This is a genomic window from Kordia sp., assembly GCF_965283645.1.
Lineage (GTDB): Bacteria > Bacteroidota > Bacteroidia > Flavobacteriales > Flavobacteriaceae > Kordia.
On record NZ_CBDIPG010000001.1, the window covers coordinates 1,456,935 to 1,480,000 of the forward strand.

Below are 23,066 nucleotides of genomic sequence, written 5' to 3' on the forward strand. Positions count from 1 at the left end.
TCGTTTAAACTACTAGAAATCAACAGCAATTCGCTACCTATCTAGTATTCTATACTATTTTAAGTCAATTGTTATGCCAAGCTTTTACTTTGAAAACATTAAAATTCAAGAAATATTAAATAATTTTAGCCAAAAGTGTAACAAACTAATTTTTCTGTAATCTTTACAATAAACTAAAACTTTTTGAGCCACCAAAAGTTACATACTGAACAACTCATTACGTTGTGCAAAGAAGGAAACCAAACTGCGCAAATGGAGATTTACAATCGCTATTACAAAGCGATGTATAATACTGCATTTCGAATTTTAAAAGATAGCGCAGAAGCAGAAGATGCCATGCAAGAATCATTTTTAAATGCATTTTTGAAATTGGACTCTTTTAGTGAAGAAGTTTCATTCGGAGCATGGTTAAAGAAAATTGTAGTGAACAAAAGTATTTACTTGTATAAAAAACAACAACGAAAAGAAGAAATTCCTTTTGACAATGTATTACATAAGGTCGAAGATAATGACGGAATTGCTTCGGATGAAGAGTTTACAAGCTTACAGGCTCAAAAAGTATTGCAGACTTTGAAAACACTGAAGGAAAATTACAGAGTTTCTTTGACCTTACATTTGATTGAAGGGTTTGATTATGATGAAATTTGTAGCATTTTGGATATTAGCTATGCAAATTGTAGAACAATGATTTCCAGAGCAAAAGAGAGTTTGCGAAAAAAATTAGAATTATGCGCATGAAAGAAGAAGATAACATTTCGAAATTGTTTGAACGATTAGAAGGAGCGTTTGATGTAGAAACGCCTGATGCAAATCATGAAAATAGATTTTTGACAAAATTAAAACAACAGCAAGAGCAACAAGAAGCAGCAGATGATACTACGAAACCTGTGATTTTATTTACTTGGTGGAAACCAATTGCAGCAGCTTGTGTTATTTTATTGAGCTTAGGAATTTTTATCGGTTCTAATGTTCAGTTTGGTTCAGAAACACAAGAAGTAACGTTTTCGCCAGAAGTAGAAAATTCACAAATGTATTTTGCTTCGTTGATTGAAGAAGAACTCTCCAAAGTTAAAGCTGCAGAAGATGAAGACACAAAAGAAATTATACAAGATGCATTATTACAATTGAAACGCTTGGAAAACGATTATACAGATTTAAAAAATCAATTGATTGAACACGGAGACGACAAACGTATTTTATATGCAATGGTTACAAACTTTCAACTTCGCATTGACTTGTTAAAAAATGTATTAGTACAAATTGAAGAAATTAAATTATTCAAAAATGAAGACACAATTATATAAATATATAGTATTCGCATTTTTACTACCTGTTCTAATTTTTGCCAATAATGGTAAGAAGATGAACGGAAAATATACCAAAGAAAAAACGATTACAAAAGAGTTTTCAGTAGCTTCAGATGCACTTTTAAAAGTGTCTAATAGTTACGGAGTTGTTCATATGACTTCTTGGGATAAAAACACAGTAGCAATTGAAGTTGTGATTAAAACCAACGGAGATTCAGCGGATAAAGTAAGTGAGCGTTTGGGACAAATTGATGTTGATTTTAACAATACACAGTCAATGGTAAATGCAAGTACTCGTTTTGGTAAAAACAAAGCAAAATCTTGGTGGAAATGGAATAAACGTAATAAAGTAAATGTAACCGTAAATTACACGATTAAATTCCCGAAAGGAAATGAAGTAAATGTTTCTAATGATTACGGTTCAATTTTCTTAAATCGTGCTGAAAACAAAGTTTCACTAAATATTGATCATGGAACTATGGAAATTGGAGAGTTATTAGCGGATGATAATTCTTTGAATTTTGATTACACAAATAATGTAACAATTGCGTACATGAAAAGCGGACGAATTAACGCCGATTATTCTTCATTTACTGTTAATAATGCTGAAAACATTGAGCTAAATGCCGATCATACAAAATCGCAGTTTGGAACTATTAGCTATATCGAATATAATTGTGATTACAATATATTACAAATTGAACAAGCGTATAATGTAAAAGGTTCGGGTGATTACTTGTCGTTACGCCTAGGCGGAATTTCAGGAAACTTAGACTTAACCGCAGATTATGGTTCCATCAAAATTGAAGAAATGACAGACGATGCAGGAGATATCAGAATTGAATCAGAATTGGCAACCATCAAAATTGGATACAATGCACAGTATAACTTTAACTTCAAATTGAATCTTGAATACACAAGTCTTAAAGGTTATGAAGATTTCACCATGAATAAAAAGCGAGTTGAATCTAAAGAACGCTATTATGAAGGGTTTCATAGAGACAAAACTAGTGGTAACAACGTACATATTAACTCAGAATACGGAAGTATCCGATTCGAAAAACTATAAAATCATCAATTAAAATTAACGAACTAATAACAGAAATTATGAAAAAAGCAACACTATTTATCGTCACACTATTTTTAGCAACAACAGTTTCACACGCATTCGGTTGGGGAAACAAGAAGATTAAAGGAAACGGAAAAATGACCACAATTACACGAACGACTTCAGATTATGATGTAGTTGCAGTAGCTGGTTCTTTTGATGTAGAATTGGTATCTGGAAGAGAAGGAAAAATTACATTAGAAGGAGAATCTAACTTATTAGAATATGTACAAACCGAAGTAAGCAACGGGAAGTTAAAAATTAAAACTAAAAAAGGATACAACTTACGTGTAAGTAATGGTAAAAAATTAGTAATTACAGTTCCTTTTAAAGATCTTGAATCGGTTGCGTTATCAGGTTCGGGAGATGTATATACAAAAGATGCAACAATCAAAGCAGGTAATTTTAAAATGGCGTTAGCAGGATCAGGAGATATCATTTTAGATGTTGATGCAAAAGATTTAAAAATGGCAGTTTCTGGTTCGGGAGATATGACAGCTAGAGGAAATGCTGACAATGCCGAAGTAAAATTAGCAGGTTCAGGAGATATTCATGCCTACAAACTAAAAGCGAACAATGTAGTTGTAAGTTTAGCTGGCTCAGGAGATATCAGAGTATATGCAGAAAATAGCTTAAAAGCGCGTGTTGCAGGTTCGGGAGATATTACATACAAAGGAAGACCTTCAAAAGAAGATACGAAAGTAGCTGGTTCAGGAAGTATTTCAATGAACTAGAAGATGCAACAAATTAATTATTGGACATAAAAAAACTATAGACACTATCCTAAAAAGTGTGTAAGTTCAAAACTCAGGGTTAAATTATTTATAGTTTAATCCTGTTTTCAAATATAGCTAAAAATGACACTGTCCTAAAAAGTGTGTAAGTTCAAAACTCAGGGTTAAATTATTCGCTACTTGCAAACCTGTATTGTCATAATATGTAAACATTGGGAAGAATCCGCTTTCTTGTAACTCAGTAGAAGTAGAATTTGTAGAACTAGTAGTTATTCCATTTTGAGACTGGCATGCGCATAGAAAAAAGATACTACTTATAAGTAATAGATAGCTTTTGTTTTTCATATCTCTCGTTCATCACTAAAAAAACTCTTCATCAGTATTTTTTCTTTACCGCCTTCGTTAACCACACCAAACTTTGGTACAATTACACTTGTAATGACGGCACAAATTAATGACAACCACAATCCGCTTACAGGAATTACATAACCCAACGTAAAACGAAATATTAAGAAAAGTGACATAAACGCTACAAAATTGAGTAGCAAAGCTTTTGTTTTTGGCTTCATCTTCTATAAATTTTTATGGTTTTACGCTCTATCTTGATGCTTGGCTTTTTTGCTTCCTGCGTACATTTCGTACTTTACCAAACGTGATTCTAACTTTCCGTTAAATACTTTTATCTTACGTGATGGACGCAGACCAACAAACTTTAATGCTTCTAGATTTGATGTTATAAACCAAGCATTTGTATTGGCATATCCTTGTTTTAACGTATCTCCTATTTCGGCATAAAACTGTTCCATATCAATATGTAAACGTTCGCCATATGGCGGATTGAACAAAATATGCAACTTTTCATCACCTTCTTTTTTTGTTTCAAAGAAATTTTGCTGACGAATCTGGATATAATCACTCAAATTTGCGTTTCGGACATTGTCTTTTGCTTTCTGAACTGCCGAAGGCGCCTTGTCATATCCGTAAATATTATGATGAAACTCACGAATTTTCTTTAAAGACGATTCTTCAATCTTCTCAAATAAATCAACATCCCAATCGTTCCATTTTTCAAAACCGAACTCTTTTCTATTAATATTTGGCGGAATGTTACACGCAATCATTGCCGCTTCAATAGCAATTGTTCCACTTCCACACATCGGATCGAGCAAATCACTTTGTCCGTCCCAACCCGACATCATAACCAAACCTGCCGCTAACACTTCATTTATTGGTGCAATATTCGTTGCCGTTTTATAGCCACGTTTGTGCAATGAACCGCCCGAACTGTCTAATGAAATGCTACAATCATTGTTTTGAATATGTACATGAATTCGTAACGTTGGAAACTTAATATCTACATTTGGTCGTTTTCCTTCTGTATTACGGAACTTATCTGCAATAGCATCTTTCGTTTTTAAGGCAATAAACTGTGAATGTGTAAACTGTTCGGAAGCAACTGTGGCATCAATTGCAAACGTTTGTTCGTGCGTTAGGTACTTGTCCCAATGCATATTATATACCTGATCGTATAAATCTTGTTCATTCTTAATTTTAAAATATCGAATAGGTTTCAGTATTTTAATCGCCGTACGCAAGCACAAGTTTGCTTTGTACATAAATCCTTTATCACCTCTAAACGTAACGTTACGCGTTCCTTTACGGATATCTTGCGCACCTAATCTTTTTAGTTCTTCTTCCAATAAGTCTTCAAAACCATGTAAGGTTTTAGCAACCATTTTATAATTATCTCCCATTTGCTACTGCTCTAAAACGCAAAAGTACATTAATTTGATAATGAAACAATTATTCAACGAGTTAATGTAGCAATGAATTGATTTAAAGATTGATAAATTTGATGATTTAAAAGAATAGTTTCTTAACGATTACTGCCAAAACTACAACGACTAGCATTACTAAAGCAAAGAGTATTCGGAAACGAGTATAATCGCTTACAAAAGAAGTGAATGATTCCATAAAGCTTGAAAAGCTACTGTTCTTTTTCATAAATACATATCCTTTATAATTTGTGGCATAAACTATTTTTACATCTTCTCTAGGCTGTCAATTAAAGTAGTTGTTGTTTTCTGCAAAGTTTGTTGTGCTTCCTTTATATCCTTTTCTAGTATATTACTAGATGCTGGTACTAAGTCATCTACAGAATTCAAAGCGTCAATATACCAATTATTCCAAGCAGTTATTATTTTGATTTCATTTGTAACTAGCTTCCCGTTAGCAATTGCTATTTTACTAAGTTTGAACTCATCATTAAGACGCTTTTTTGCCGTATTAAGAATAGTTTCAATAATTTGTTTTGCAGTTGTATCATCACCATTTATAAGTGTATAAGCACTTACTAAGGCTCCAATACCAACATTTTTTAAGGTTTCTTGTGATACCATTTCAATTCTATCATTATCCGTATGATAAAACTGATCGGTAAAATGCCAAAGTAATAGTCCAGGAATATCTGCCTTTAAAAAAGGAGTGTGGTCGCTACCGCCCTCAAAAGGATTGGTATTTACTTCCCAGTTTGCATATTTTCCTTGATCCTTAAAAATTTCGATCATAAAATCATTTAGATAATGAGGTTTCATATCTTCAAGCGAAAGTACACTTCCTCCCCATTCGGTATGTTTATCATTACCTCTTGTCCAAACTGCGCTAGGATCAGGCATCTTTTCTATAAGGAACGATCCTCCGGTTAACGAAGTATTTTCACCAACCATATCCAAACTAATTCCCCAATTAATATTGGCACTTCGTTTTTCTTTTTCCTTAATATACCGTCTTGTAGAAACTATTTCGTCGCCCCAAAGAAACGTAAGTGTTCGTTTTGCATTTAATTTATTGGCATTTATAAGCTTTGCAGATACCGTTGCCATTTCCAATTGAACTCCTACTCCTGATGCATTATCATTAGCTCCAGGCTCTTGAATATGCGCACTAAACACCAAACTCTCGGTTGGCATTTCAGAACCTTTAATGTTTGCTATGATTGTTAAATCTTCAGAAGGATATATCTTCGTTTTAATATTTACTTTTAGCTTTACTTTTCCCTTCAAAAGTTTTGCTTTTAGCTTCTCTTTGGCTTCATAAGAAAGTGCTATTGCCCAACTTTTTATTTTTTTATTATACGGAAGTCTTCTAAATTGAATAGAAGTAACATTTTTTTCTGGTTGTAAATAAGAAGGATTGTCATACGTTAGTACACCAATAGCTTTCTCTTTTAGTGCTTTTCTGTACAATCCCCACAGGCTCATTTCTGCAAAAATAATTTTTCCTTTAACATTTGTATTTGCTAAATCTTCTTTACTTTTTATATAAACAACTTCTGCAACAACTCCTTCTGGTGGTGTTGATACAGAGTTTAAATAAATCATATTTCTATTGGTAGCATGTTCTAATAATATTTCATTAGTTCCTTCAATTGCAAGGCTTGCATCTACAGGTTCCCAAGTAGGATTTTCCAATTTTCGCTTCTCTATTCTATATGTAAACACTTCATTTGGTTCGGCATCAGCTTCTAATACATATCCTGCTGCTTCAAGTGTTGATGCTATTCTGTAAATAGTTGCATTGTACCCTGTATTTCCAACAACTCGCCAATATTTTTCTACAAAGGCAGTGGTTTCAAAGGCAATATCTCCTTTAAAATTTTGCCGAACTAAATCAAAATATGCATCCGTTGTTACGGAAGTACTGGAATTGTCTTTATAACTAAAAAGTGTTATGCCTAAGATAACAAATGATAATATGACTTTTAATTTCATAGTAATTTTTACTTCAAAAGTAGATTTAGTTTTGTGTATATAACGTGTTTGTATATAGTGTGCCTAAATTAGTAAAAGAAAACTGAATTGAAGCATTACAAAAAGTCATTAACAAATGAAAGCGAGTTAAAAAGGAAGTTACAGAGTTTAGTTAACTGTAAAGTACTTGTTATAAATGAGTGCTAGCGAGCACGTTTAACTAACAACCTATAAAGTACTGTTTACCAAAAACTCTAAGGATTTTATATAATAATCGTCGTTATCATTGTTATATTTTTGTTGAAACTCTCGTAATGACTCTACTAAATTGTTGGTTAAAATAAAGAAATACAAGTAGTTTTTAATGTTCATTTCGGTTTCAAAACTGTGCTTGTATTTGGCGAGTTCTTGCTTTAGTTCTTTTAATTCTGCTACCAATTCTTTGTTTAATTGCTGTTGTGTTGTCATATCATCCATTAAAAAGCGTTTAATATTTAGTATTACTATAATAATTACACTTCAAATATAAATATTACTTTTATTTAATTCAAATAAAACTATAATTTTTACTAAATTTATTTAGTATCTCTATAATTTCAATACTTTTACATAAAACTATAATTTTTAATAGATTTATATACGTATCTCTATAATTTTCGTAGTTTTACCTTAATTATTACAGATTATAAAAGCATGAATATTTTACGACTCAAAGAAGTTTTAAAAGAAAAAGACATCACAGGGAAAGACTTAGCCGAGAAAGTTGGCGTTACGCCTGCAAGTATTTCTAATATTGTTCAAGGAAATAGTTTTCCTAAACCTGAATTGTTATTGAAGATTGCCAATACGTTAGATGTAGATATCCGCAATTTGTTTTACCCAACCAAAGAAATAGAAAACCCAAGCGAAGCACTTCAAAAAGTAATTGATGAGCTGGAACGGATTAAGGGGAAGTTGTAGAGCTATTTTTTTAACCAATAAATTTATAATTTTATGCAATAAATTCAGCTATTTTATCGCTGAGCAAAGTCTCACGACTTTGCTATTCCTTTATATACTTCATAAAAGAAGAGTTTTTCAACACATTAACTTTTGGAATTTCTGCTAATGTTACTTCAATGAGTCCTTCATCGTTTATATAATTGCTTGCGCTAGAATATATATAGTCTTCCACATTTTTAACCAATCCTGCACGGACTGGATTCATGTGTATGTATTCTATTTTTGACCATAAGAACTTTGATGAATAGATTTCTTTTGGATGATTTCCATATCGCCAAAACTGATAATTTTTATTTCTTGTATGGCTTTCTGTTGCTTTTTTAAATCGTTCTAACATCCATTCTCTTCTACTTTCTGGTTCGGTTTGGATAGTATCTAAAATTGTTTTTGCAGTAAATTTCTTGAAATCACGAATTAAGTCAGATAGCTTCCCATCATCTGATTGTATAACCAAATGCATATGGTTGCTCATGATTACATACGCATACAAAATCATTCCTTTATTTTTTATGCAATACTTTAAACTTTCAATCACACAATCTCTGTGATTTTGTCTTGTAAAAACATCTATCCAATCTACAACAGTAGCTGTGATAAAATGTGCTTTGTCTTGTTCTCTTATAATATAACCTTCTTTCATAAATACTCATTTTAAACTAAAACTAAAAAATGTGAAACTATTTGTGATGCTTTAAACTGTTCCTCAAAGTCGGGAGACTTTGCGGAGTAGTGTCAATAATCAACTATTTTCACACCACTCCGCAACCCCTATAAACACTAGGCTTAGAGAAGCCTCAAAAAATGTCTTGATAAAATAAAATTTTATCTTGATAAGTTGAGCAAAACATCAAGACAAAAAAAAATTCTATCTTGATAAAATCTGCATCTTATCTTGATAGAATTTTAAAAATGTTAAGAATATTATGGATATTCCTTATGTTGAGCCTTTTGTTTACGTAGTAGACTCGCCTACTTTTTCATAGCTCAATGCTTTTAGCATGTTTTTTAAGTTACCGCTTGGTCTAAAAATTATTTTTCCTTTTTCTATAGTTGTCGCCGTAACTTCTGCGGCTGTATCTTTTCCTTTGGCAGATACATTGATGGAAAAACTTCCCAAATCGCCCAAACGAACCATGTTTCCTAAGGCTAATTGCTTCTTTGCTACATCTACCAAACCGATTAATACGGCATATACATCATTACGACGTACGGTAGATCCGTCGCCAACCAAGTCAGCCAATTCGTTTAAGTCCAATATACTTCCTGTTACGGAACTTGGATAGTACTTTTCTGGTGCGGTTAAATCCCTTGGATTCTTGCGCGTAATTGTTTTAAATTTTATCGACATATATTATTCTTTAAATTCATATTATAAAAACCATCTATTGATTGCTTCTTATGTTCGATACGAATATCATATAGTTATTTTAAATTTACTCAGTGTTTTTTGTAAGCGTAGCAAATACTTCATAAGCGTTTAATTTTTTAATAAATTAACAACTTCTCTAACAGGAAAATCCTTATAAACAGCACAATACGGATAATTTTTTGCTCCTTCCCTTTTCTATTCTTCATATTTTTGTAGCAATAAGTAACCGTATAAAGAGAAAATTATACCATAGCTATTTTTTAAACAAAGTAACTGTAGCAGAAGAAGCTTAGCTATTTTTGAAATTATTTCCTAGTTGTCGCGACTACAAAAGCGCAAAATATGTTAATTTTGCAATTGATCTACTAAAAAGTTTAGGCTAAGTATGCCAAACTAACAATAGATTACTGCCTTTGCAGGAACAACAAAATATTATGCAGAAAGACGAAACAACTTGGTACGCATCGTGGTTTGATACACCGTACTACCATATTTTATATAAAGATAGAGGTTACGATGAAGCAGAAGCCTTTATGAAACATTTGGTGGAGTTTTTAAATATGCCCGAAAATGGTACTATTTTAGACCTAGCCTGCGGAAAAGGTAGGCATTCTGTCTTTTTGAATAAGATGGGATATACGGTTACTGGTGTAGATTTATCACCAAATAGTATTGAGTTTGCTTCACAGTTTGCCAATGATTCCTTGAATTTTGAAGTGCATGATATGTGCAAACCGTATCCGAAACAGTTTGATGCCGTATTTAATTTGTTTACGAGTTTTGGCTATTTTGAAAGCGAAGCAGACAATTTGCGCACCATAAAATCGATTAAAACCGAATTGAATGAAAATGGTTTTGGTGTAATTGATTTTTTGAATGCCGATTTTGTGATTGATAATTTGGTAGAAAATGAAATAAAAGAAGTAGATGGAATCGTTTTTCGCTTACATAGGTACGTAGAAGACGGTTTTATTTATAAAGATATTCGTTTTGAAGCCAACGGACGTGATCATCATTATACCGAAAAGGTAAAAGCGTTGACTTTAGAAGATTTTGAATCGTATTTTACTGCGGCTGGTATTGATTTATTAGCTATTTTTGGAGATTATAGTTTAGGTAAGTTTAATAAAAAAACTTCCAGTAGACTTATTATGATTTTTAAATGATGCATTATTTACTTCCTATTTTAGCCGTTGTTCTCGGTTTTGTATTTGTAACTGTTTTTCGCCCTAGTGAAAAGAAACATATGAAGTTGCTACTTGCCTTTAGTGGTGCTTTTTTATTGGCAGTTACTATATTTAACCTGTTGCCTTCAGTGTTTAGCAATTACCAAAGTAGTTATGGTATTTTTGTGATGGCAGGAATTTTGCTTCAAATTTTCCTAGAGTTCTTTTCCAAAGGTGCCGAACACGGACATGTACATATTCATAAAGATAGTAGTAAATTTCCTTGGTTATTATTTTTTAGTTTGAGCGTTCATGCTGTATTAGAAGGTTTTCCAATGCACCATCATGATCATTTGGTATACGGAATTGTAGTGCATAAAATTCCTATTGCCATTATATTAACGACATTTTTTTATAAATCGAAAATGTCCAGAACGTCTATACTAATTTTCTTGTTGTTGTTTGCATTAATGACGCCGCTTGGTAGCTTATTATCGGAGCAATTGACATTTTTAGAAGCCTATGAAAATCAAATAACGTCGTTAGTTATTGGTATCTTTTTACACATATCTACCACAATATTATTTGAAAGTTCTGAAGGACATAAGTTCAATTTGACAAAGTTATTGGTCATTGTTGTAGCAACAGCAATTGCGTTTTTTGTATAATACGCAAAATGTTCATTCACTTTAAGAAGAAAATATATAACTTCCTTCTAGTTACTTTTTAAAGGTAAGTAGTTATTTTTCAATGCTAGACTTGGTGAAGTTTTGAAGATCTTCCAACTCGCCTCCTATAATATACAAATGAGTTCTTTTGTCTTGAAGAGGTAGTACTTCTTCTATATATAGGAAATACGATTCTAGTTGTTTGTCCACTTCCGTAACTGAAAGTTTTTTTTTTTCGAAAGTAATAGCAATTGCAATTCGGAATGTAGAAAATCCGTCAACATCATTTAAATCATTATAAATTTCGTCTTCAATCAATTGATAATTTGAAGCGTTTCGAAATTTTTCAAGAACTATGATATTGAAATTTTTCATTGTATTTAGTTCATAATGTAGTGTTACATAGGTTTTTCAGTATGTATTGCACAGCATTGATCTTTTTGACATTGGCAGTATTTTCTATTATATAAATGCAACAATACCAAACCTATACCTGGCAAATAAATAGCATATTCTGGAATGGAAAACCATGCTACTTTTTCATTTATAATAATTATGCACAAACACAACCATGTGATCCAAAGTATAGATTTCAACCATCGTTTACTAGTCGACTTACTAGACCAATAAATGGCAACAAACGATATAATGAGAAAAACAAAATCTAACATTTTCCACCAAAATGGAGCGGATACACCATGGCTAATTGCGTGTGTTTGTACTATAAATAGAAACGGTGTACATACACAATGCAGTAAACAAAGACTACTTGTCAACGCTCCTATAAAATCTGAATTACTTTTATTTAAAATCATTTATTAATGCAACTTAGTTGCAAAAGTAGTTATTATTTTTGTAAATGCAACTAAGTAGTCTTAAATTTGTACTATGGGAGTTATTAGAAAAACAAAATCCGTAGAAACGCTGTTAGCAATTTTTAAGAATAATGAAGATGCTGTTTCTGCAGTACAACTAATTGATCTTTTAAAAGAAAAGATGAATAAAACAACCATCTACAGAATTTTAGAACGACTAGAAAATGATGGTGTTGTACACTCCTTTGTAGATAAAAACGGACTAAAATGGTATGCAACCTGTCATGGTTGTTCTGCTACAAAACATACAGATGTACATCCACATTTTCAATGTCAGGATTGTGGAAAAGTAGATTGTTTAACTATTGATATGAAGATTCCGACGATTCCTAATCGGAAAATAAACTTTTCTCAAGTATTACTCATAGGGAAATGTGAAAGCTGTCTTTAATTATAAAAAGAAAACTACTTTTGCATACAAATAAATAGATTCCGTAGTACACTTTGATTAACTCAGTGTAGAAGTGCGGAATTAAAAAATTTCATTTTTTTAATGTTTAGTAAAGTAGAATCAAGAAAATTACGAGAAGACTTTTGGATTTCGTTTGGAAAATCATTCCCACGAAAGTGGATTATGTACAATACCAAGATTAAAGATTTTTCATTTAAATTTTATTTTGATAAAAGAAAAGCAATGATTTCACTTGATATTGAAGATCAGAATATTGAAAATCGTATTAAATATTGGGATAAAATGATTTCGTTGAAAAGTATTTTGTTAGACGAATTTCTTCCAGATCTTATATTTGCTGAAGATTATGTACTTGATAACGGAAAAGAAATATCAAGAATATATTTAGAAAAACACAATGTATCTATTCATAATAAAAACACTTGGCAAGAAACTATGGTGTTCTTAAATGAAAACATGAAAAAGTTTGAAGCGTTTTATTACGAGTATGAAGATTTTATTAAAGCGTAGTTTGGACGTGCTTTACTTTTAAGACTACTCGGATTTTTAATGTATATTGAAACATATTATACAAGCATATCTCCTAAATTTTATAAATGATTGAATAATGCTAAAGCAACTATTTTTACTACTAGTTTTTTCTTTTTGTATACATACAATTCATGGGCAGGCGTTTTTTAAAACTAAAAATGGTACGAAGGTTTTTACAAAGATTGAATTGGATAAAGTGATTGAAAAATTAAATTCAAAATCAGAAGAAGCCACTTTTGTAATCATGACAAGTTATGAAATTGTCAATACCATCAATAGAAACGATTCAGTTATCAATATCATTAAGTATACATTTGAAGGAAAACCAAGTAAGAATGAACGTCTTTATAAATTAGAAAACCAACCATTCCCTGATTTTAAATTACGAAACTTAGAAGGTAAAAAAGTAACTGAAAAAGATTTTAAAGGTAAAATAACCTTTATTAATCTTTGGTTTGTAAACTGTGTTCCGTGCCGACGCGAAATGCCACTTTTAAATATAATACACAAAAAATATAAAGATCAGGTTGATTTTAGATCAATTACTTTTGACTCTAAAGAAAAAGTAGCCCAATTTTTAAAAACTACTACGTATACGTTTGATCATTTGGTCAATGCGAAAGCTTTTTTAAAGAATGATTTAGGCGTAAAAGCCTATCCAAAAATTATTATAGTGGATAAAAATGGAATTATTCAGTATATCGGCGCTGGAATTCCTCCTACTTTTGATAAAAAGACAAAGAAAATACAAGATTTTACCGAAAATGATCTCAGCTATTTAGAAACTATTCTTGATGCTTTATTGAAGAAATAATTATCTTATTTTTAATTTAGTTCACTCCTATTACAAAAGCTTCCTGAGCGTTATATCTTAACACTTCCTTCATACTAATACTACAATTTCTAGTTTTTTTTTGGTAACTTTCTACAAACTAACAATCATACCTTATTAGTTAACTACCAAAAAAACCTAAAATTATGGATGAAAATGAATTTTCTTCAACAGTAACTTTTTTACGCAAAACGGATCAAAACGGAGGTGAACTTGAAATGTTGACCACAACTCCTGACAAAAAACAAATTCTAAAACGACAAAGTGGACACAAACTTATTAACGATTCTGTAGGCGAAGGTAAAGAAGCTGTAGTACTTGGCGCTGGTGTAGCAGGATTGTCTATTGCCTGTGAATTATTAAAGCATACAAAATATAAAGTAACCATTTTAGAAGCGCAAAACAGAGTCGGTGGACGAAGTTTAACAGTACGACCAGGCGATAGTTTTACCGAGAATCCAGAAAACAAACCAACTACAAGCTATACACAAACATGTAATTTTACGGTGGAAGATATGTACAACGTACCGTATTTAAATTGCGGTCCAGGACGAATTCCGTCAGCACATCGTGATGTTTTAAACTATTGTAAAACACTTGGTGTAAAGCTAGAAGTGTATGTGATGCAAAGCAGATCGAATGTTGTATATGATGGAAAAAAGTTTGTAGATGCAAAAGGAAATCCAGAAGCTATTGTAAATCGTAGATTGGCAAATGATCCTAGAGGATATTTTTCTCAGTTTTTACATGCATTGCCAGCATTGTTAAAAACAATTGAGCAAAGTGGTGATGCTACAAAGTATAAAGAATTCTTAAGATTTGTACAGCCGTTAATAGAAGCGTTGGATGAAAGTGAAGATAATGAAGTGAAATTTAAAGATTGGGTAAAGAAGTTTGGTAACTTAAGCCAAAGTGGAATATTTGAAAAAACATCTCGATCTGGATATACAGAATTACCCGGAAAAACAATGTTGGGTGAAGAAGAAAATATTATTCCGAAACTTGATTTTACGACAATGTTAGATTCTGAGTTTTGGAAATTAAGCTTTTACCAACCTGATGATTTTTTGTGGCAACAAACTTCGTTTCAACCTGTTGGCGGAATGGACATGATTGTGAAAGCGTTAGCCATAGAAGTACAAAAACTAGGTGGAACTATTATTTTGAATGCGCCCGTAACGGAAATTTCCAGAAAAGGAGATCAATACAATGTTCGTTATTCCAATGGAGATACTACTGAAACAAAAACAGCGCATAAATGTTTTAGCAATATGCCAATTCCACTATTGCAAGATAAAATTACGAAAGGTTTATTTACAAATTCAGATTTTGAAAAAGCATTGCGCACTGTTTTTGATCATAAAGAATTTTTACGTCCGACGGTAAAAGTAGGTTGGCAAAGTAAGCGAAAGTATTGGCAAGATCCTGAAAATAAAAATACGGTTCCTATTTTTGGAGGAATCTCTTGGACTAAAAATCCTATGGTGCAAATGTGGTATCCTTCTAATGATTATCATCAAAACTTAGGAATTTTAACTGGCGCATATAATTTTTCGGGCAATGCAGAAAAATGGGGAAATCAAGAACCACAATGGCGATTGGACGAAGCAAGAAAAGGTGCCGAACAGTTACACGGAAAAGCGTTTGCAGATCAACTTAAGCATGGATTAACTGTAGCTTGGCAAAATATTAAAACACAACGCGGCGGTTGGGTAGATTGGATAAAGATTGACGATCAGACAAAAGATCCGAATTTAAATTATCATGAAATTCTCCGAATTAGAAAACGTAAAATGGTAAACCGTTCTGCAAATGAACATCCACCACATGAGTCAGCCGAGTGGGTTTTTAACACTTTGCAAGAAGGTGATCATGGCTTTTATATTATTGGAGATCAGCTTTCTTCGTTACCAGGTTGGCAAGAAGGCGCCATTGCATCTGCCTTGATAGCTTTTGGACTCTGTACAGATATGGAAGGATTTGAGGCTCCAAAATTACGCCAAGTACCATATACTGCGCAATTGGTTGAAGGAAGATAGTTTTTAAATTATATATAGTTTCTAAGAAGTAACTTTTAAAATTTCAATATATATCTTGAAATTTTAAAGGTTACTTCCTATTGTTTTTTTAAAATGAAATAATAGAGATTTTATGTATAAAAAGATGACTGAACGAAGTTGAAGTCATACTTTCTTAATCACATAAGTCACAATTCCCCAAATAAGTAATTGTTTGTCTTCGGTTACTTTAATTGGTTTATAGTTGTCATTTTCTGGTATGAGATAAATGCATTCTTTGGTAATTTTAAGCCGTTTTACTGTAAACTCTCCATCTACATAACAGACTGCAATTTTTCCATCTTTTGGCATAATATTTTTATCTATAACTAATAAATCGTCATTATCTAAGCCAGCATTAATCATAGATTCGCCACTTACACGCGCATAATATGTGGAACTTTCATCGTTTACTAATTGTTCATCTAAGCTGATTCGTTTATTTTGAAAATCGTCTGCTGGAGACGGAAATCCTGCCGAAATTCCTTCTGAAACAAATTCAAGTTGTATTTTTCCTTGTATTGACTTGTAAAACGTCAGTAGCTTGCTATTTTCTTTCTTTTTCATCTTCTCCACAATTATATTGTTTTACAGTTTAAAATAATAATGTCACTGAATTTCGTAGTATATTCTGGAGATAAATGTGCTTGTCTCATTTTCCAAGTTCGTTGCAAATCTTGGTTTGCCATTTTTACTTTTCGCCCATGGTATTTTTCATTTAATGTATCCATTGCCGCCATCAGTTGCTTATGTTTTGGATCTTCATTTTTGAATAAATCTAACTGTAAAGCATCTGTTTTTACCAATCCCATTAAAATAACACCTGCTCTTTTGTACTTGATTCCAGGTTTATAAATATCATTTAATGCTTTTTGCGCATATTGATTAATGGTTAATGTTGAATTGGTTGCATACGGCAATGTCACAATTCTTTTGGCTCTATATTGTGATTCGTTTCGTTTGTTACGATCGCTTTTTAAATATACCATAACGATGTTACAGGAAGAATCTTGCATTCGTAGTTTTTCTGTACAGCGTGATGCAAATGTTGCAATGCGTTCTTTCATGTTTTCCTTGTCGGAAAATGTAAATTCAAAACTTCTTGTCGTTGCAATTGCTTTTTTGTTTTGCAATTCATCTTCTAACAAAATAGTGGGTTCGCCTTCTAGGTCTTTTTTTAATCGCAACCCGACAATAGACATATTACGTTTTACCCAATCGTCCGTTAGTTTTGTAAATTCATATGCAGTTTGTGCGCCTTTCGTTTGCAAACGCTTGGTATTTCCGAATCCAATTCCCCAAATATCTTTTACAGGAAGCCATTTAAGTAATTTAATTCGTTTTTCATCTGTATCAATTACATAGTAACCAGTAGTTTTTTCTGGAAATTTCTTAGCAATATTATTTGCGGCTTTGGAAAGTGCTTTTGTCGGTGCAATGCCAACACTTACAGGTATTCCAGTACATTGATAGATATAGTTTTTAATGTCACAACCTACTTTTTGATAATCATCAGATTCAGGCAATTTTAAAAACGCTTCATCAATACTATAAACTTCTACTTCAGGTGAAAAGTTTTCAAGTAATTTCATCATGCGTTCACTCATATCGCCATATAAAGAATAGTTTGACGATCGAATTTGAACATTTTTTTGTGCGATGATTTCTTTGTATTTGAAAAGCGGTGCGCCCATAGGAATTCCTACCGCTTTTGCTTCTCTACTTCGAGAGATTACACAACCATCATTATTGGATAGTATTGCCAACGGCTTTCCTATCAAGCCAGGATCAAAAGCTCTTTCGCAAGAAGCGAAAAAACTGTTACAGTCAATTATTGCATACATATATTAAGGGGAAAATGTATATAAAATTAAGTGTATTTTGAGTCTTTACAGGAAGATTTTAGAAGTTATTCCTGTCTTTGCAGTATAAAAAAAGCAGCTCGAAAGCTGCTTTTTATAATGTATGTGAGAAATGTATTATTTTGGATCTAAGATCATATCAATACGTTCTACAATATCTCTTAAATGTATTTTACTCATAGAATCGCCTGTACGTGAAATGGCGCTTCTTGCATTACTTTTTAATGTGTTTAGTTCTGCTCTTACAACAGCACGTAAATCTGACTGACTTGTATTAAGTGGCGTAGATCTTCTTCCAAATCTACCAAATCCTGTTTGACTTTTAGCAGTCATTAAGTATTCCAATCTATCAATATGAGCTCTTTGTAAGTTACGACGATATGCATCAACCTTTTTACCTGAACGCAATTCTGTCCAAATTCCATTACGTAAATCACGCATTAATTCTAATATAGAATATGCGTCATTTCCATTTAAGGTTTCGTTTTCCATAACGCGTGAAAGTCTACCTAAACTTAAAACATTATTCAATGCACGTACTTGTGATCCTCTAATTCTATCGGTAATTCCAAAGGATTTTGTTTTGTTGAAGATATTATCATCCAATAACCACTCTGGTGTGCTGAATAATTGATCATTTACAAACTTTAAAGCTCTCTTTTGATCAGCTTTATCCACATGTGTATATACGGCACCTTCTTGATCATATGTTTTGTTGTGTTGATATACACCTCCTATATTTGAAGCTACATGTCCCATATAACGGTTAAACTGACCTAATACTTGTCCGTACATTGTATCTAAATCATCGTAGTTTTTACCATCTTTTGCTGTCCACTTAATTAAATTAGGAACAATTCTCTTAAGATTTTTAATTCCATAATCACTAGCTTTCATTGCATCACTACCTAAATCTTCTGTTTGAGAACTTGGATCTACGATATCTCTACCTTGTTGCGCTCCAAATCTGTACATTGGATCTCCAGCTTTTTCAAGAATCCACTTATCTAACGTTGATTTTTCGTCGTCTGCAGTTTTAGCATCTAAAATTGGACGATATCCCCAATTAATAGAATACTTATCATAAGGTCCAATATTTGGCATTAATGCAACACCTTCGTCTCCTGGTTGTGCTACATAATTAAAACGAGCATAATCCATAATAGATGGTGCTGTTCCGTACTTTCTTGTAAATTCAGCACTTCTTAAATTTTCAACTGTATATGCAACACTACTTCCCATATTATGAGGTAAACCTAATGTGTGACCAACTTCATGAGCCGACACAAAACGAATTAAACGTCCCATAACTTCAGTTTTAAATTCAAGTGATTGTGCATCAGGATTGATTGCCGCTGTTTGAATAAAGAACCAGTTTCTTAATAATGTCATGACATTGTGATACCAATTGATATCACTTTCAAGAATTTCTCCGCTTCGTGGATCACTTACGTGAGGTCCATTTGCATTTGGTATTGGTGAAGCTAAATAACGTACAACTGAATAACGTACATCTTCTGGACTCCAATCGGGATCTTCTTCAACTGTTGGAGGATCTTTAGCTATAATTGCATTTTTGAAACCTGCCGCTTCAAAAGCAACTTGCCAGTCTTCAATTCCTTGTTTGATATAAGGTTTCCATTCATCAGGTGTTGCTCTATCAATATAATAAACAATTTGTTTCTTAGGCTCAACGAGTTCTCCTCTTCTAAATTTCGCAAGATCTTCATCTTTTACTTCAAGTCTCCAACGATCTAAAAAACGAATTTGTTTGCTTTCTTGAGCTTTTAATCCATAATCAACTTGACCACGTGCAAACCAACCTACACGTCTATCAAAATGACGTCTTTTCATTGGTTCTTTTGGTAATAAAATCATAGAATTACTCATTTCAACAGTAATAGAGCCTATACTTCCGTTAGATGGTGGAGCACTTGCATTATATGTCTTAACGTGTCTTGCTTCAATATTCAAAGGATAACTCTTTAACTTATCTACATATGATCGAGTAGCATCTAATCGTGTAATTTTATATTGTCTTCTTCTAAAAGCAGGAATACCTAAAGCTTTTACATCTTTTGAAAACAAAGGAGTTACTTCAATTACAGTATTCAATGAATCTTTACTGAATGCCTTAATCGGGAAAGAATACAGGATAGGTTCAAAATTAGAATTCTCAACGGCTTCATGAACAGGTAAAGAATCTGCAGCCACTACATTATGTGATACAACTCTTAATAAAACTTGCTTTCTATTTTTTTCCCAACGAAGTACTTGTGTATTTTGCTTTCCACCTCCAAAACCAAGTCCTGAAGCTGTCTTAGCAATCCGTGTCACCATCAGCATCTCTCTATTAAAAAGAGAATCTGGGATTTCGTAGTAAAACTTATCATCTAACTCGTGAACGGTAAATAAACCTGGATCACTTTTAGCATCTTTTGTAATTACTTTACCGTAGGGCTGAATTGCTCCTTTTTTCGGCTTTTTCTTTGGTTTCGCTGACGCAACTGCCCCTTTCTTACTAGCAGAAGCTTTCTTAGTAGTAGAACAGGAAGTAACAGAAATAAGCAAAATTCCAAGTAGAAATAATGGTATTTTTCTTAACATAGTTATGAATAATTGGTTTGAGCCGTTAAATTACTAATAACATTACATTAATACTTAATATCAAAGCTACTTTAAGATATCTTTAACTAGATTTTATGAGTATCTAGTCTTTGATAATATGATTGAGTTGTCCTGAAAAAGGTTGACTGATTAATTGGGATTAAATATAGTTAAATCGAAGTAACAATATTCTTACTTCGATTTATTTTTTTCCATGATTTTAATTGTATTTTAATTTTGTAAATGTGCTTTGTTAGAAGTAAGCATTTTTATGGATAAATGCGGTCTCAACTGATTATAAAAAGTTGTAGCTTGTTTTGTTTTGTTTTGTTTTGTTTATGTTTATGTTTCTAAGTTTTGACAATTCTCAAATATCACTACTAATCCAAACTCATCTTTTAAAATTCCATTGACTCTTTCTGCTATTGAATTTTCATAGGGATCATACGATTCTGTAATACTAATTTGAATATGATTCTCTTTTAAAATACCTGTATATTCTTTGCTACAATATTGTAAGCTTCTATCAGAATGATGAATGAGTTTATTGCTTGTATTTTCGCGATTTAACTGCTAATTTCAGTGCTTGAAAAGTTGTACTAGCCATTAAATTATTAGCTAACTTATATCCTACTATTTTCATGGAATATGCATCTGTAATCAAATGTAAATAATAGGTAGTTACTTTAGTTCTTAGATAAGTAAACTACTAGTAGGAATTACTGCTTGGAACCAGACTTTTTTACGATTGAAATATTAAGTTCTTGCTCAGCTAAATCCATAAACTTTTTGAACACTCGTAGTTCTTCTTCTTTTTTTTGCTAACTCAGCTTCGAGCTCCTTGATACGTTGTTTTTAAGGATCTTTAATTGGACGACCTAAAGTAGGTTTTACTTCATAGGTAAATTTACCCTATTTTATCAACCAATCATCTATACAAGAATGACCTCGTATAAGATATCGTCTTTTTAATTCTGCCTTGGTATATAAATCACGCTCGTATTCACTAACAACTTGACGCTTGAAAGCCTCGCCGTATATTTGAGAAGGTAAAGATGATTTTTTAATTCCTTTTGATATTGACATATTTGTAAGCATTCGGTCTTCTACGTCTAGGATTAGATGTTGTATTTTACATAAAGTTAGTTATGAAAAAACGCAACCCATTAACAAGTAGAAGTTTAAGTGTTCCTAGTTCTTGGATAGGTATCTGATTTTAAAGTATTGTTAGCTTAAGAGAGATTTTATTGAGAAAAAGGTATTTTTTTAACAGTTAAGAAAGCTGTTGTTTCTTCCAATTTTGTGGCAGTAATTCTTCTAATTTATTGGCTTTATGCTCTGGTAATCTTTTAAAGACATCATGCAACCAATGATATGGATTTACATCGTTGATTTTACAAGTAGCAAAGAAAGAATACATCATCGCAGCATTTTGTGCTGCTTTATGATTGCCAGCAAAGAGGTAATTTTTGCGACCTAGGGCTAAAGGGCGTATTGAGTTCTCTATTAGGTTATTATCAATGCAATATACTGGATTATCGATGTAACCAATAAGTGACTCCCATAATTTTAGACTATAAGTAAGTGCCTTTCCTATAGCACTTTTAGGAAGTACTTTAGTGTACTGATCTTGCATCCAAGTGTATAATAAATCTAAAATAGGTTTAGCGCATAATGCTCTATAACGTGTTATCGTTTTCGAGTTTAGATTACGCTCTTTTATTTTTCGTTCTACACTATAGAGTTTTTGGATTTGCTCCAATGCATAACTGGCTCTTGACTTATCATTAGCAAGTGCTTTTTCAAAATATCTTCTAGCATGTGCCATGCATGCTAAGTGTTTTAAGCCATAGTTTTCAATCACTTTTTTATAGGCAGTATATCCATCAGTTTGTAATGTTCCTCTAAACTCTTGTAATAGTACTTCTGGAACTTCTGCTGCTCTACTAGGTGCATATTCAAAAAGTACTAATCCTTCTACTGGAGCATGTAATACCCAATGATAGCCTTTATGAGTACTCCCTTTTTTATGACTGTCTTGTACTTTGATTGTTGATTCATCTGCCTGAAGATAGTCACATTGCAATATTAATTGTTTATGAACTTTATACAATACTTCCAACTGCTGGGACGCTTTAGTAAACCAGCCAGATATGGTTGCTGATGCAATAACAACATCTTGTCTTTTTAATATTTGTAGTTGACGGTAGAAAGGTAAGTGATCAATAAATTTACTGACAAAAATATGCGCTAATAACCCAGCTCCTACATTAGACTTAGGTAAGATTAAGCTTGGTAGCTCCGCAATACTAATTCCTGAGTCCTTTGGTAATGCATATTTAGGACGAACTATTTTTCGAACATACACTTTCTGCGGAGTGTATTCCAATAGTTCTGTGATTTCTTCTCCAATTTTAACACTACCTTCTATGATATTTTCTGGCTCAATAACTTCTTCAACTCTTGGCAAGTGTGGAGCTAATGGTAAACGAACAGGATGTTTCTTCTCTTTGGTTATAGTTTTGCTATAACTCACCTGTTTTTGTTCTGATACTGGAACATCTTCTGAGATTACTTCTGTAAATAATCCAAGTTGATTAGATTCCGATGGAATAAAACGTTCACTCTTAGTGCCAAAAATAAGACGTTTGAGTTCTAGTAGTTGATGCTCTAAATGGGTAACTTTTCCTAGTAGCTCATCATACTTCCTTTTAGGAACATAATCATCAAGATTTATAAGTGTTTCCGTCTGTTTTTCCACGGATTAAAAATACGAAAACTACTTCG

Annotated in this window: 24 protein-coding genes and 2 pseudogenes; 11 read left to right on the top strand and 15 right to left on the bottom strand. The window is 32.4% G+C overall.

Translation table 11 applies throughout. The annotated features are described in order from the left end of the window. Window positions 1-183 precede the first annotated feature (183 nt). The 4 genes from ACQ654_RS06195 to ACQ654_RS06210 are packed head-to-tail and all read left to right on the top strand — an operon-like array spanning window position 184 to window position 3,149. The gene (locus ACQ654_RS06195; protein ID WP_430409457.1) at window positions 184-738 is read left to right on the top strand and encodes an RNA polymerase sigma factor; all 555 of its coding nucleotides are present in this window, start codon (window positions 184-186) and stop codon (window positions 736-738) included. Continuing rightward, the gene (locus tag ACQ654_RS06200; protein WP_430409458.1) at window positions 735-1,304 is read left to right on the top strand and encodes a hypothetical protein; all 570 of its coding nucleotides are present in this window, start codon (window positions 735-737) and stop codon (window positions 1,302-1,304) included. Before ACQ654_RS06195 ends, ACQ654_RS06200 begins: the two co-directional genes overlap by 4 nt. Further along, window positions 1,285-2,376: a hypothetical protein gene (locus ACQ654_RS06205; protein ID WP_430409459.1), complete on the top strand. Its 1,092-nt coding sequence runs from the start codon at window positions 1,285-1,287 to the stop codon at window positions 2,374-2,376. The genes ACQ654_RS06200 and ACQ654_RS06205 overlap by 20 nt, the downstream gene beginning before the upstream one ends. A gap of 38 nt (window positions 2,377-2,414) precedes the next feature. Next, the gene (locus ACQ654_RS06210; protein ID WP_430409460.1) at window positions 2,415-3,149 is read left to right on the top strand and encodes a head GIN domain-containing protein; all 735 of its coding nucleotides are present in this window, start codon (window positions 2,415-2,417) and stop codon (window positions 3,147-3,149) included. 117 nt (window positions 3,150-3,266) lie between these two features. Here the strand turns inward: ACQ654_RS06210 and ACQ654_RS06215 are convergent, their stop codons facing one another. The 5 genes from ACQ654_RS06215 to ACQ654_RS06235 all read right to left on the bottom strand — a co-directional run bounded on the left by ACQ654_RS06215 (window position 3,267) and on the right by ACQ654_RS06235 (window position 7,375). Then, window positions 3,267-3,494: a hypothetical protein gene (locus ACQ654_RS06215; protein WP_430409461.1), complete on the bottom strand. Its 228-nt coding sequence runs from the start codon at window positions 3,492-3,494 to the stop codon at window positions 3,267-3,269. Beyond that, window positions 3,491-3,718, bottom strand: coding sequence for a hypothetical protein (locus ACQ654_RS06220; RefSeq protein ID WP_430409462.1), 228 nt, complete (start codon window positions 3,716-3,718; stop codon window positions 3,491-3,493). Before ACQ654_RS06220 ends, ACQ654_RS06215 begins: the two co-directional genes overlap by 4 nt. A gap of 21 nt (window positions 3,719-3,739) precedes the next feature. Next, window positions 3,740-4,903 (bottom strand): THUMP domain-containing class I SAM-dependent RNA methyltransferase, encoded by a 1,164-nt coding sequence (locus ACQ654_RS06225; RefSeq protein WP_430409463.1) that lies wholly within the window; start codon window positions 4,901-4,903, stop codon window positions 3,740-3,742. 288 nt (window positions 4,904-5,191) lie between these two features. Then, entirely contained in the window at window positions 5,192-6,919 is a 1,728-nt protein-coding gene (locus ACQ654_RS06230; protein WP_430409464.1) for a M28 family peptidase, read from the bottom strand. Window positions 6,920-7,126: 207 nt separating this feature from the next. Next, window positions 7,127-7,375, bottom strand: a complete 249-nt coding sequence (locus tag ACQ654_RS06235) for a hypothetical protein (RefSeq protein ID WP_430409465.1) — start codon at window positions 7,373-7,375, stop codon at window positions 7,127-7,129. A 216-nt stretch (window positions 7,376-7,591) separates the two neighbouring features. On the opposite strand from ACQ654_RS06235, the gene ACQ654_RS06240 reads away from it, so the two are divergent. Beyond that, window positions 7,592-7,858 (top strand): helix-turn-helix transcriptional regulator, encoded by a 267-nt coding sequence (locus ACQ654_RS06240; protein WP_430409467.1) that lies wholly within the window; start codon window positions 7,592-7,594, stop codon window positions 7,856-7,858. 82 nt (window positions 7,859-7,940) lie between these two features. Here ACQ654_RS06240 and ACQ654_RS06245 read toward each other — a convergent pair whose 3' ends face one another. Together ACQ654_RS06245 and ACQ654_RS06250 are read right to left on the bottom strand one after the other, a co-directional pair. Next, window positions 7,941-8,540: an REP-associated tyrosine transposase gene (locus ACQ654_RS06245; protein ID WP_430409468.1), complete on the bottom strand. Its 600-nt coding sequence runs from the start codon at window positions 8,538-8,540 to the stop codon at window positions 7,941-7,943. Window positions 8,541-8,852: 312 nt separating this feature from the next. Beyond that, window positions 8,853-9,248 (bottom strand): HU family DNA-binding protein, encoded by a 396-nt coding sequence (locus ACQ654_RS06250; protein WP_430409469.1) that lies wholly within the window; start codon window positions 9,246-9,248, stop codon window positions 8,853-8,855. A 455-nt stretch (window positions 9,249-9,703) separates the two neighbouring features. Between ACQ654_RS06250 and ACQ654_RS06255 the strand changes: the two genes are divergently transcribed. Beyond that, window positions 9,704-10,435, top strand: a complete 732-nt coding sequence (locus tag ACQ654_RS06255; protein ID WP_430409470.1) for a class I SAM-dependent methyltransferase — start codon at window positions 9,704-9,706, stop codon at window positions 10,433-10,435. Continuing rightward, the gene (locus tag ACQ654_RS06260; RefSeq protein ID WP_430409471.1) at window positions 10,432-11,103 is read left to right on the top strand and encodes a ZIP family metal transporter; all 672 of its coding nucleotides are present in this window, start codon (window positions 10,432-10,434) and stop codon (window positions 11,101-11,103) included. Before ACQ654_RS06255 ends, ACQ654_RS06260 begins: the two co-directional genes overlap by 4 nt. Before the next feature lie 72 nt (window positions 11,104-11,175). Here ACQ654_RS06260 and ACQ654_RS06265 read toward each other — a convergent pair whose 3' ends face one another. Then, the gene (locus ACQ654_RS06265; protein WP_430409472.1) at window positions 11,176-11,478 is read right to left on the bottom strand and encodes a hypothetical protein; all 303 of its coding nucleotides are present in this window, start codon (window positions 11,476-11,478) and stop codon (window positions 11,176-11,178) included. Between the two features lie 23 nt (window positions 11,479-11,501). Beyond that, window positions 11,502-11,918, bottom strand: a complete 417-nt coding sequence (locus ACQ654_RS06270; RefSeq protein WP_430409473.1) for a MerC domain-containing protein — start codon at window positions 11,916-11,918, stop codon at window positions 11,502-11,504. 73 nt (window positions 11,919-11,991) lie between these two features. Here ACQ654_RS06270 and ACQ654_RS06275 point away from each other — a divergent pair, with 73 nt between their 5' ends. From ACQ654_RS06275 to ACQ654_RS06290, 4 genes are all read left to right on the top strand, one after another. Then, window positions 11,992-12,369: a Fur family transcriptional regulator gene (locus ACQ654_RS06275; RefSeq protein ID WP_430409474.1), complete on the top strand. Its 378-nt coding sequence runs from the start codon at window positions 11,992-11,994 to the stop codon at window positions 12,367-12,369. A 102-nt stretch (window positions 12,370-12,471) separates the two neighbouring features. Beyond that, on the top strand, window positions 12,472-12,900 hold the full coding sequence (locus ACQ654_RS06280) for a DUF4268 domain-containing protein (protein ID WP_430409475.1): 429 nt from the start codon (window positions 12,472-12,474) through the stop codon (window positions 12,898-12,900). 217 nt (window positions 12,901-13,117) lie between these two features. Continuing rightward, window positions 13,118-13,735 (top strand): TlpA family protein disulfide reductase, encoded by a 618-nt coding sequence (locus ACQ654_RS06285; RefSeq protein WP_430409476.1) that lies wholly within the window; start codon window positions 13,118-13,120, stop codon window positions 13,733-13,735. 164 nt (window positions 13,736-13,899) lie between these two features. Beyond that, on the top strand, window positions 13,900-15,792 hold the full coding sequence (locus ACQ654_RS06290) for a flavin monoamine oxidase family protein (RefSeq protein ID WP_430409477.1): 1,893 nt from the start codon (window positions 13,900-13,902) through the stop codon (window positions 15,790-15,792). A gap of 144 nt (window positions 15,793-15,936) precedes the next feature. Here ACQ654_RS06290 and ACQ654_RS06295 read toward each other — a convergent pair whose 3' ends face one another. The 6 genes and pseudogenes from ACQ654_RS06295 to tnpC form a co-directional block, all read right to left on the bottom strand. Then, window positions 15,937-16,377, bottom strand: a complete 441-nt coding sequence (locus ACQ654_RS06295) for a LexA family protein (RefSeq protein ID WP_430409478.1) — start codon at window positions 16,375-16,377, stop codon at window positions 15,937-15,939. Between the two features lie 11 nt (window positions 16,378-16,388). Then, the gene (locus ACQ654_RS06300) at window positions 16,389-17,654 is read right to left on the bottom strand and encodes a Y-family DNA polymerase (RefSeq protein WP_430409480.1); all 1,266 of its coding nucleotides are present in this window, start codon (window positions 17,652-17,654) and stop codon (window positions 16,389-16,391) included. A 135-nt stretch (window positions 17,655-17,789) separates the two neighbouring features. After that, window positions 17,790-20,279, bottom strand: a complete 2,490-nt coding sequence (locus tag ACQ654_RS06305) for a zinc-dependent metalloprotease (protein ID WP_430409481.1) — start codon at window positions 20,277-20,279, stop codon at window positions 17,790-17,792. 351 nt (window positions 20,280-20,630) lie between these two features. After that, window positions 20,631-20,985 (bottom strand): annotated as a pseudogene (locus ACQ654_RS06310) (transposase); the annotation flags it as partial. 26 nt (window positions 20,986-21,011) lie between these two features. Continuing rightward, window positions 21,012-21,365 (bottom strand): annotated as a pseudogene (locus ACQ654_RS06315) (IS3-like element ISElsp1 family transposase); the annotation flags it as partial. 187 nt (window positions 21,366-21,552) lie between these two features. Continuing rightward, window positions 21,553-23,040 carry an IS66 family transposase gene (gene tnpC, locus ACQ654_RS06320; protein WP_430409482.1) on the bottom strand — a complete coding sequence of 496 codons (1,488 nt, stop codon included), beginning with the start codon at window positions 23,038-23,040 and terminating at the stop codon, window positions 21,553-21,555. Between the last annotated feature and the right edge of the window lie 26 nt (window positions 23,041-23,066).

Coding starts and splice junctions, on each gene's coding strand:
- ACQ654_RS06225 (WP_430409463.1), bottom strand. CDS start 4,903: ATGGGAGATAATTATAAAATGGTTGCTAAAACCTTACATGGTTTTGAA.
- ACQ654_RS06215 (WP_430409461.1), bottom strand. CDS start 3,494: ATGAAAAACAAAAGCTATCTATTACTTATAAGTAGTATCTTTTTTCTA.
- ACQ654_RS06305 (WP_430409481.1), bottom strand. CDS start 20,279: ATGTTAAGAAAAATACCATTATTTCTACTTGGAATTTTGCTTATTTCT.
- ACQ654_RS06235 (WP_430409465.1), bottom strand. CDS start 7,375: ATGGATGATATGACAACACAACAGCAATTAAACAAAGAATTGGTAGCA.
- ACQ654_RS06290 (WP_430409477.1), top strand. CDS start 13,900: ATGGATGAAAATGAATTTTCTTCAACAGTAACTTTTTTACGCAAAACG.
- ACQ654_RS06205 (WP_430409459.1), top strand. CDS start 1,285: ATGAAGACACAATTATATAAATATATAGTATTCGCATTTTTACTACCT.
- ACQ654_RS06230 (WP_430409464.1), bottom strand. CDS start 6,919: ATGAAATTAAAAGTCATATTATCATTTGTTATCTTAGGCATAACACTT.
- ACQ654_RS06250 (WP_430409469.1), bottom strand. CDS start 9,248: ATGTCGATAAAATTTAAAACAATTACGCGCAAGAATCCAAGGGATTTA.
- ACQ654_RS06240 (WP_430409467.1), top strand. CDS start 7,592: ATGAATATTTTACGACTCAAAGAAGTTTTAAAAGAAAAAGACATCACA.
- ACQ654_RS06245 (WP_430409468.1), bottom strand. CDS start 8,540: ATGAAAGAAGGTTATATTATAAGAGAACAAGACAAAGCACATTTTATC.
- ACQ654_RS06220 (WP_430409462.1), bottom strand. CDS start 3,718: ATGAAGCCAAAAACAAAAGCTTTGCTACTCAATTTTGTAGCGTTTATG.
- ACQ654_RS06200 (WP_430409458.1), top strand. CDS start 735: ATGAAAGAAGAAGATAACATTTCGAAATTGTTTGAACGATTAGAAGGA.
- ACQ654_RS06255 (WP_430409470.1), top strand. CDS start 9,704: ATGCAGAAAGACGAAACAACTTGGTACGCATCGTGGTTTGATACACCG.
- ACQ654_RS06260 (WP_430409471.1), top strand. CDS start 10,432: ATGATGCATTATTTACTTCCTATTTTAGCCGTTGTTCTCGGTTTTGTA.
- ACQ654_RS06280 (WP_430409475.1), top strand. CDS start 12,472: ATGTTTAGTAAAGTAGAATCAAGAAAATTACGAGAAGACTTTTGGATT.
- ACQ654_RS06265 (WP_430409472.1), bottom strand. CDS start 11,478: ATGAAAAATTTCAATATCATAGTTCTTGAAAAATTTCGAAACGCTTCA.
- ACQ654_RS06275 (WP_430409474.1), top strand. CDS start 11,992: ATGGGAGTTATTAGAAAAACAAAATCCGTAGAAACGCTGTTAGCAATT.
- ACQ654_RS06210 (WP_430409460.1), top strand. CDS start 2,415: ATGAAAAAAGCAACACTATTTATCGTCACACTATTTTTAGCAACAACA.
- ACQ654_RS06270 (WP_430409473.1), bottom strand. CDS start 11,918: ATGATTTTAAATAAAAGTAATTCAGATTTTATAGGAGCGTTGACAAGT.
- ACQ654_RS06300 (WP_430409480.1), bottom strand. CDS start 17,654: ATGTATGCAATAATTGACTGTAACAGTTTTTTCGCTTCTTGCGAAAGA.
- ACQ654_RS06295 (WP_430409478.1), bottom strand. CDS start 16,377: ATGAAAAAGAAAGAAAATAGCAAGCTACTGACGTTTTACAAGTCAATA.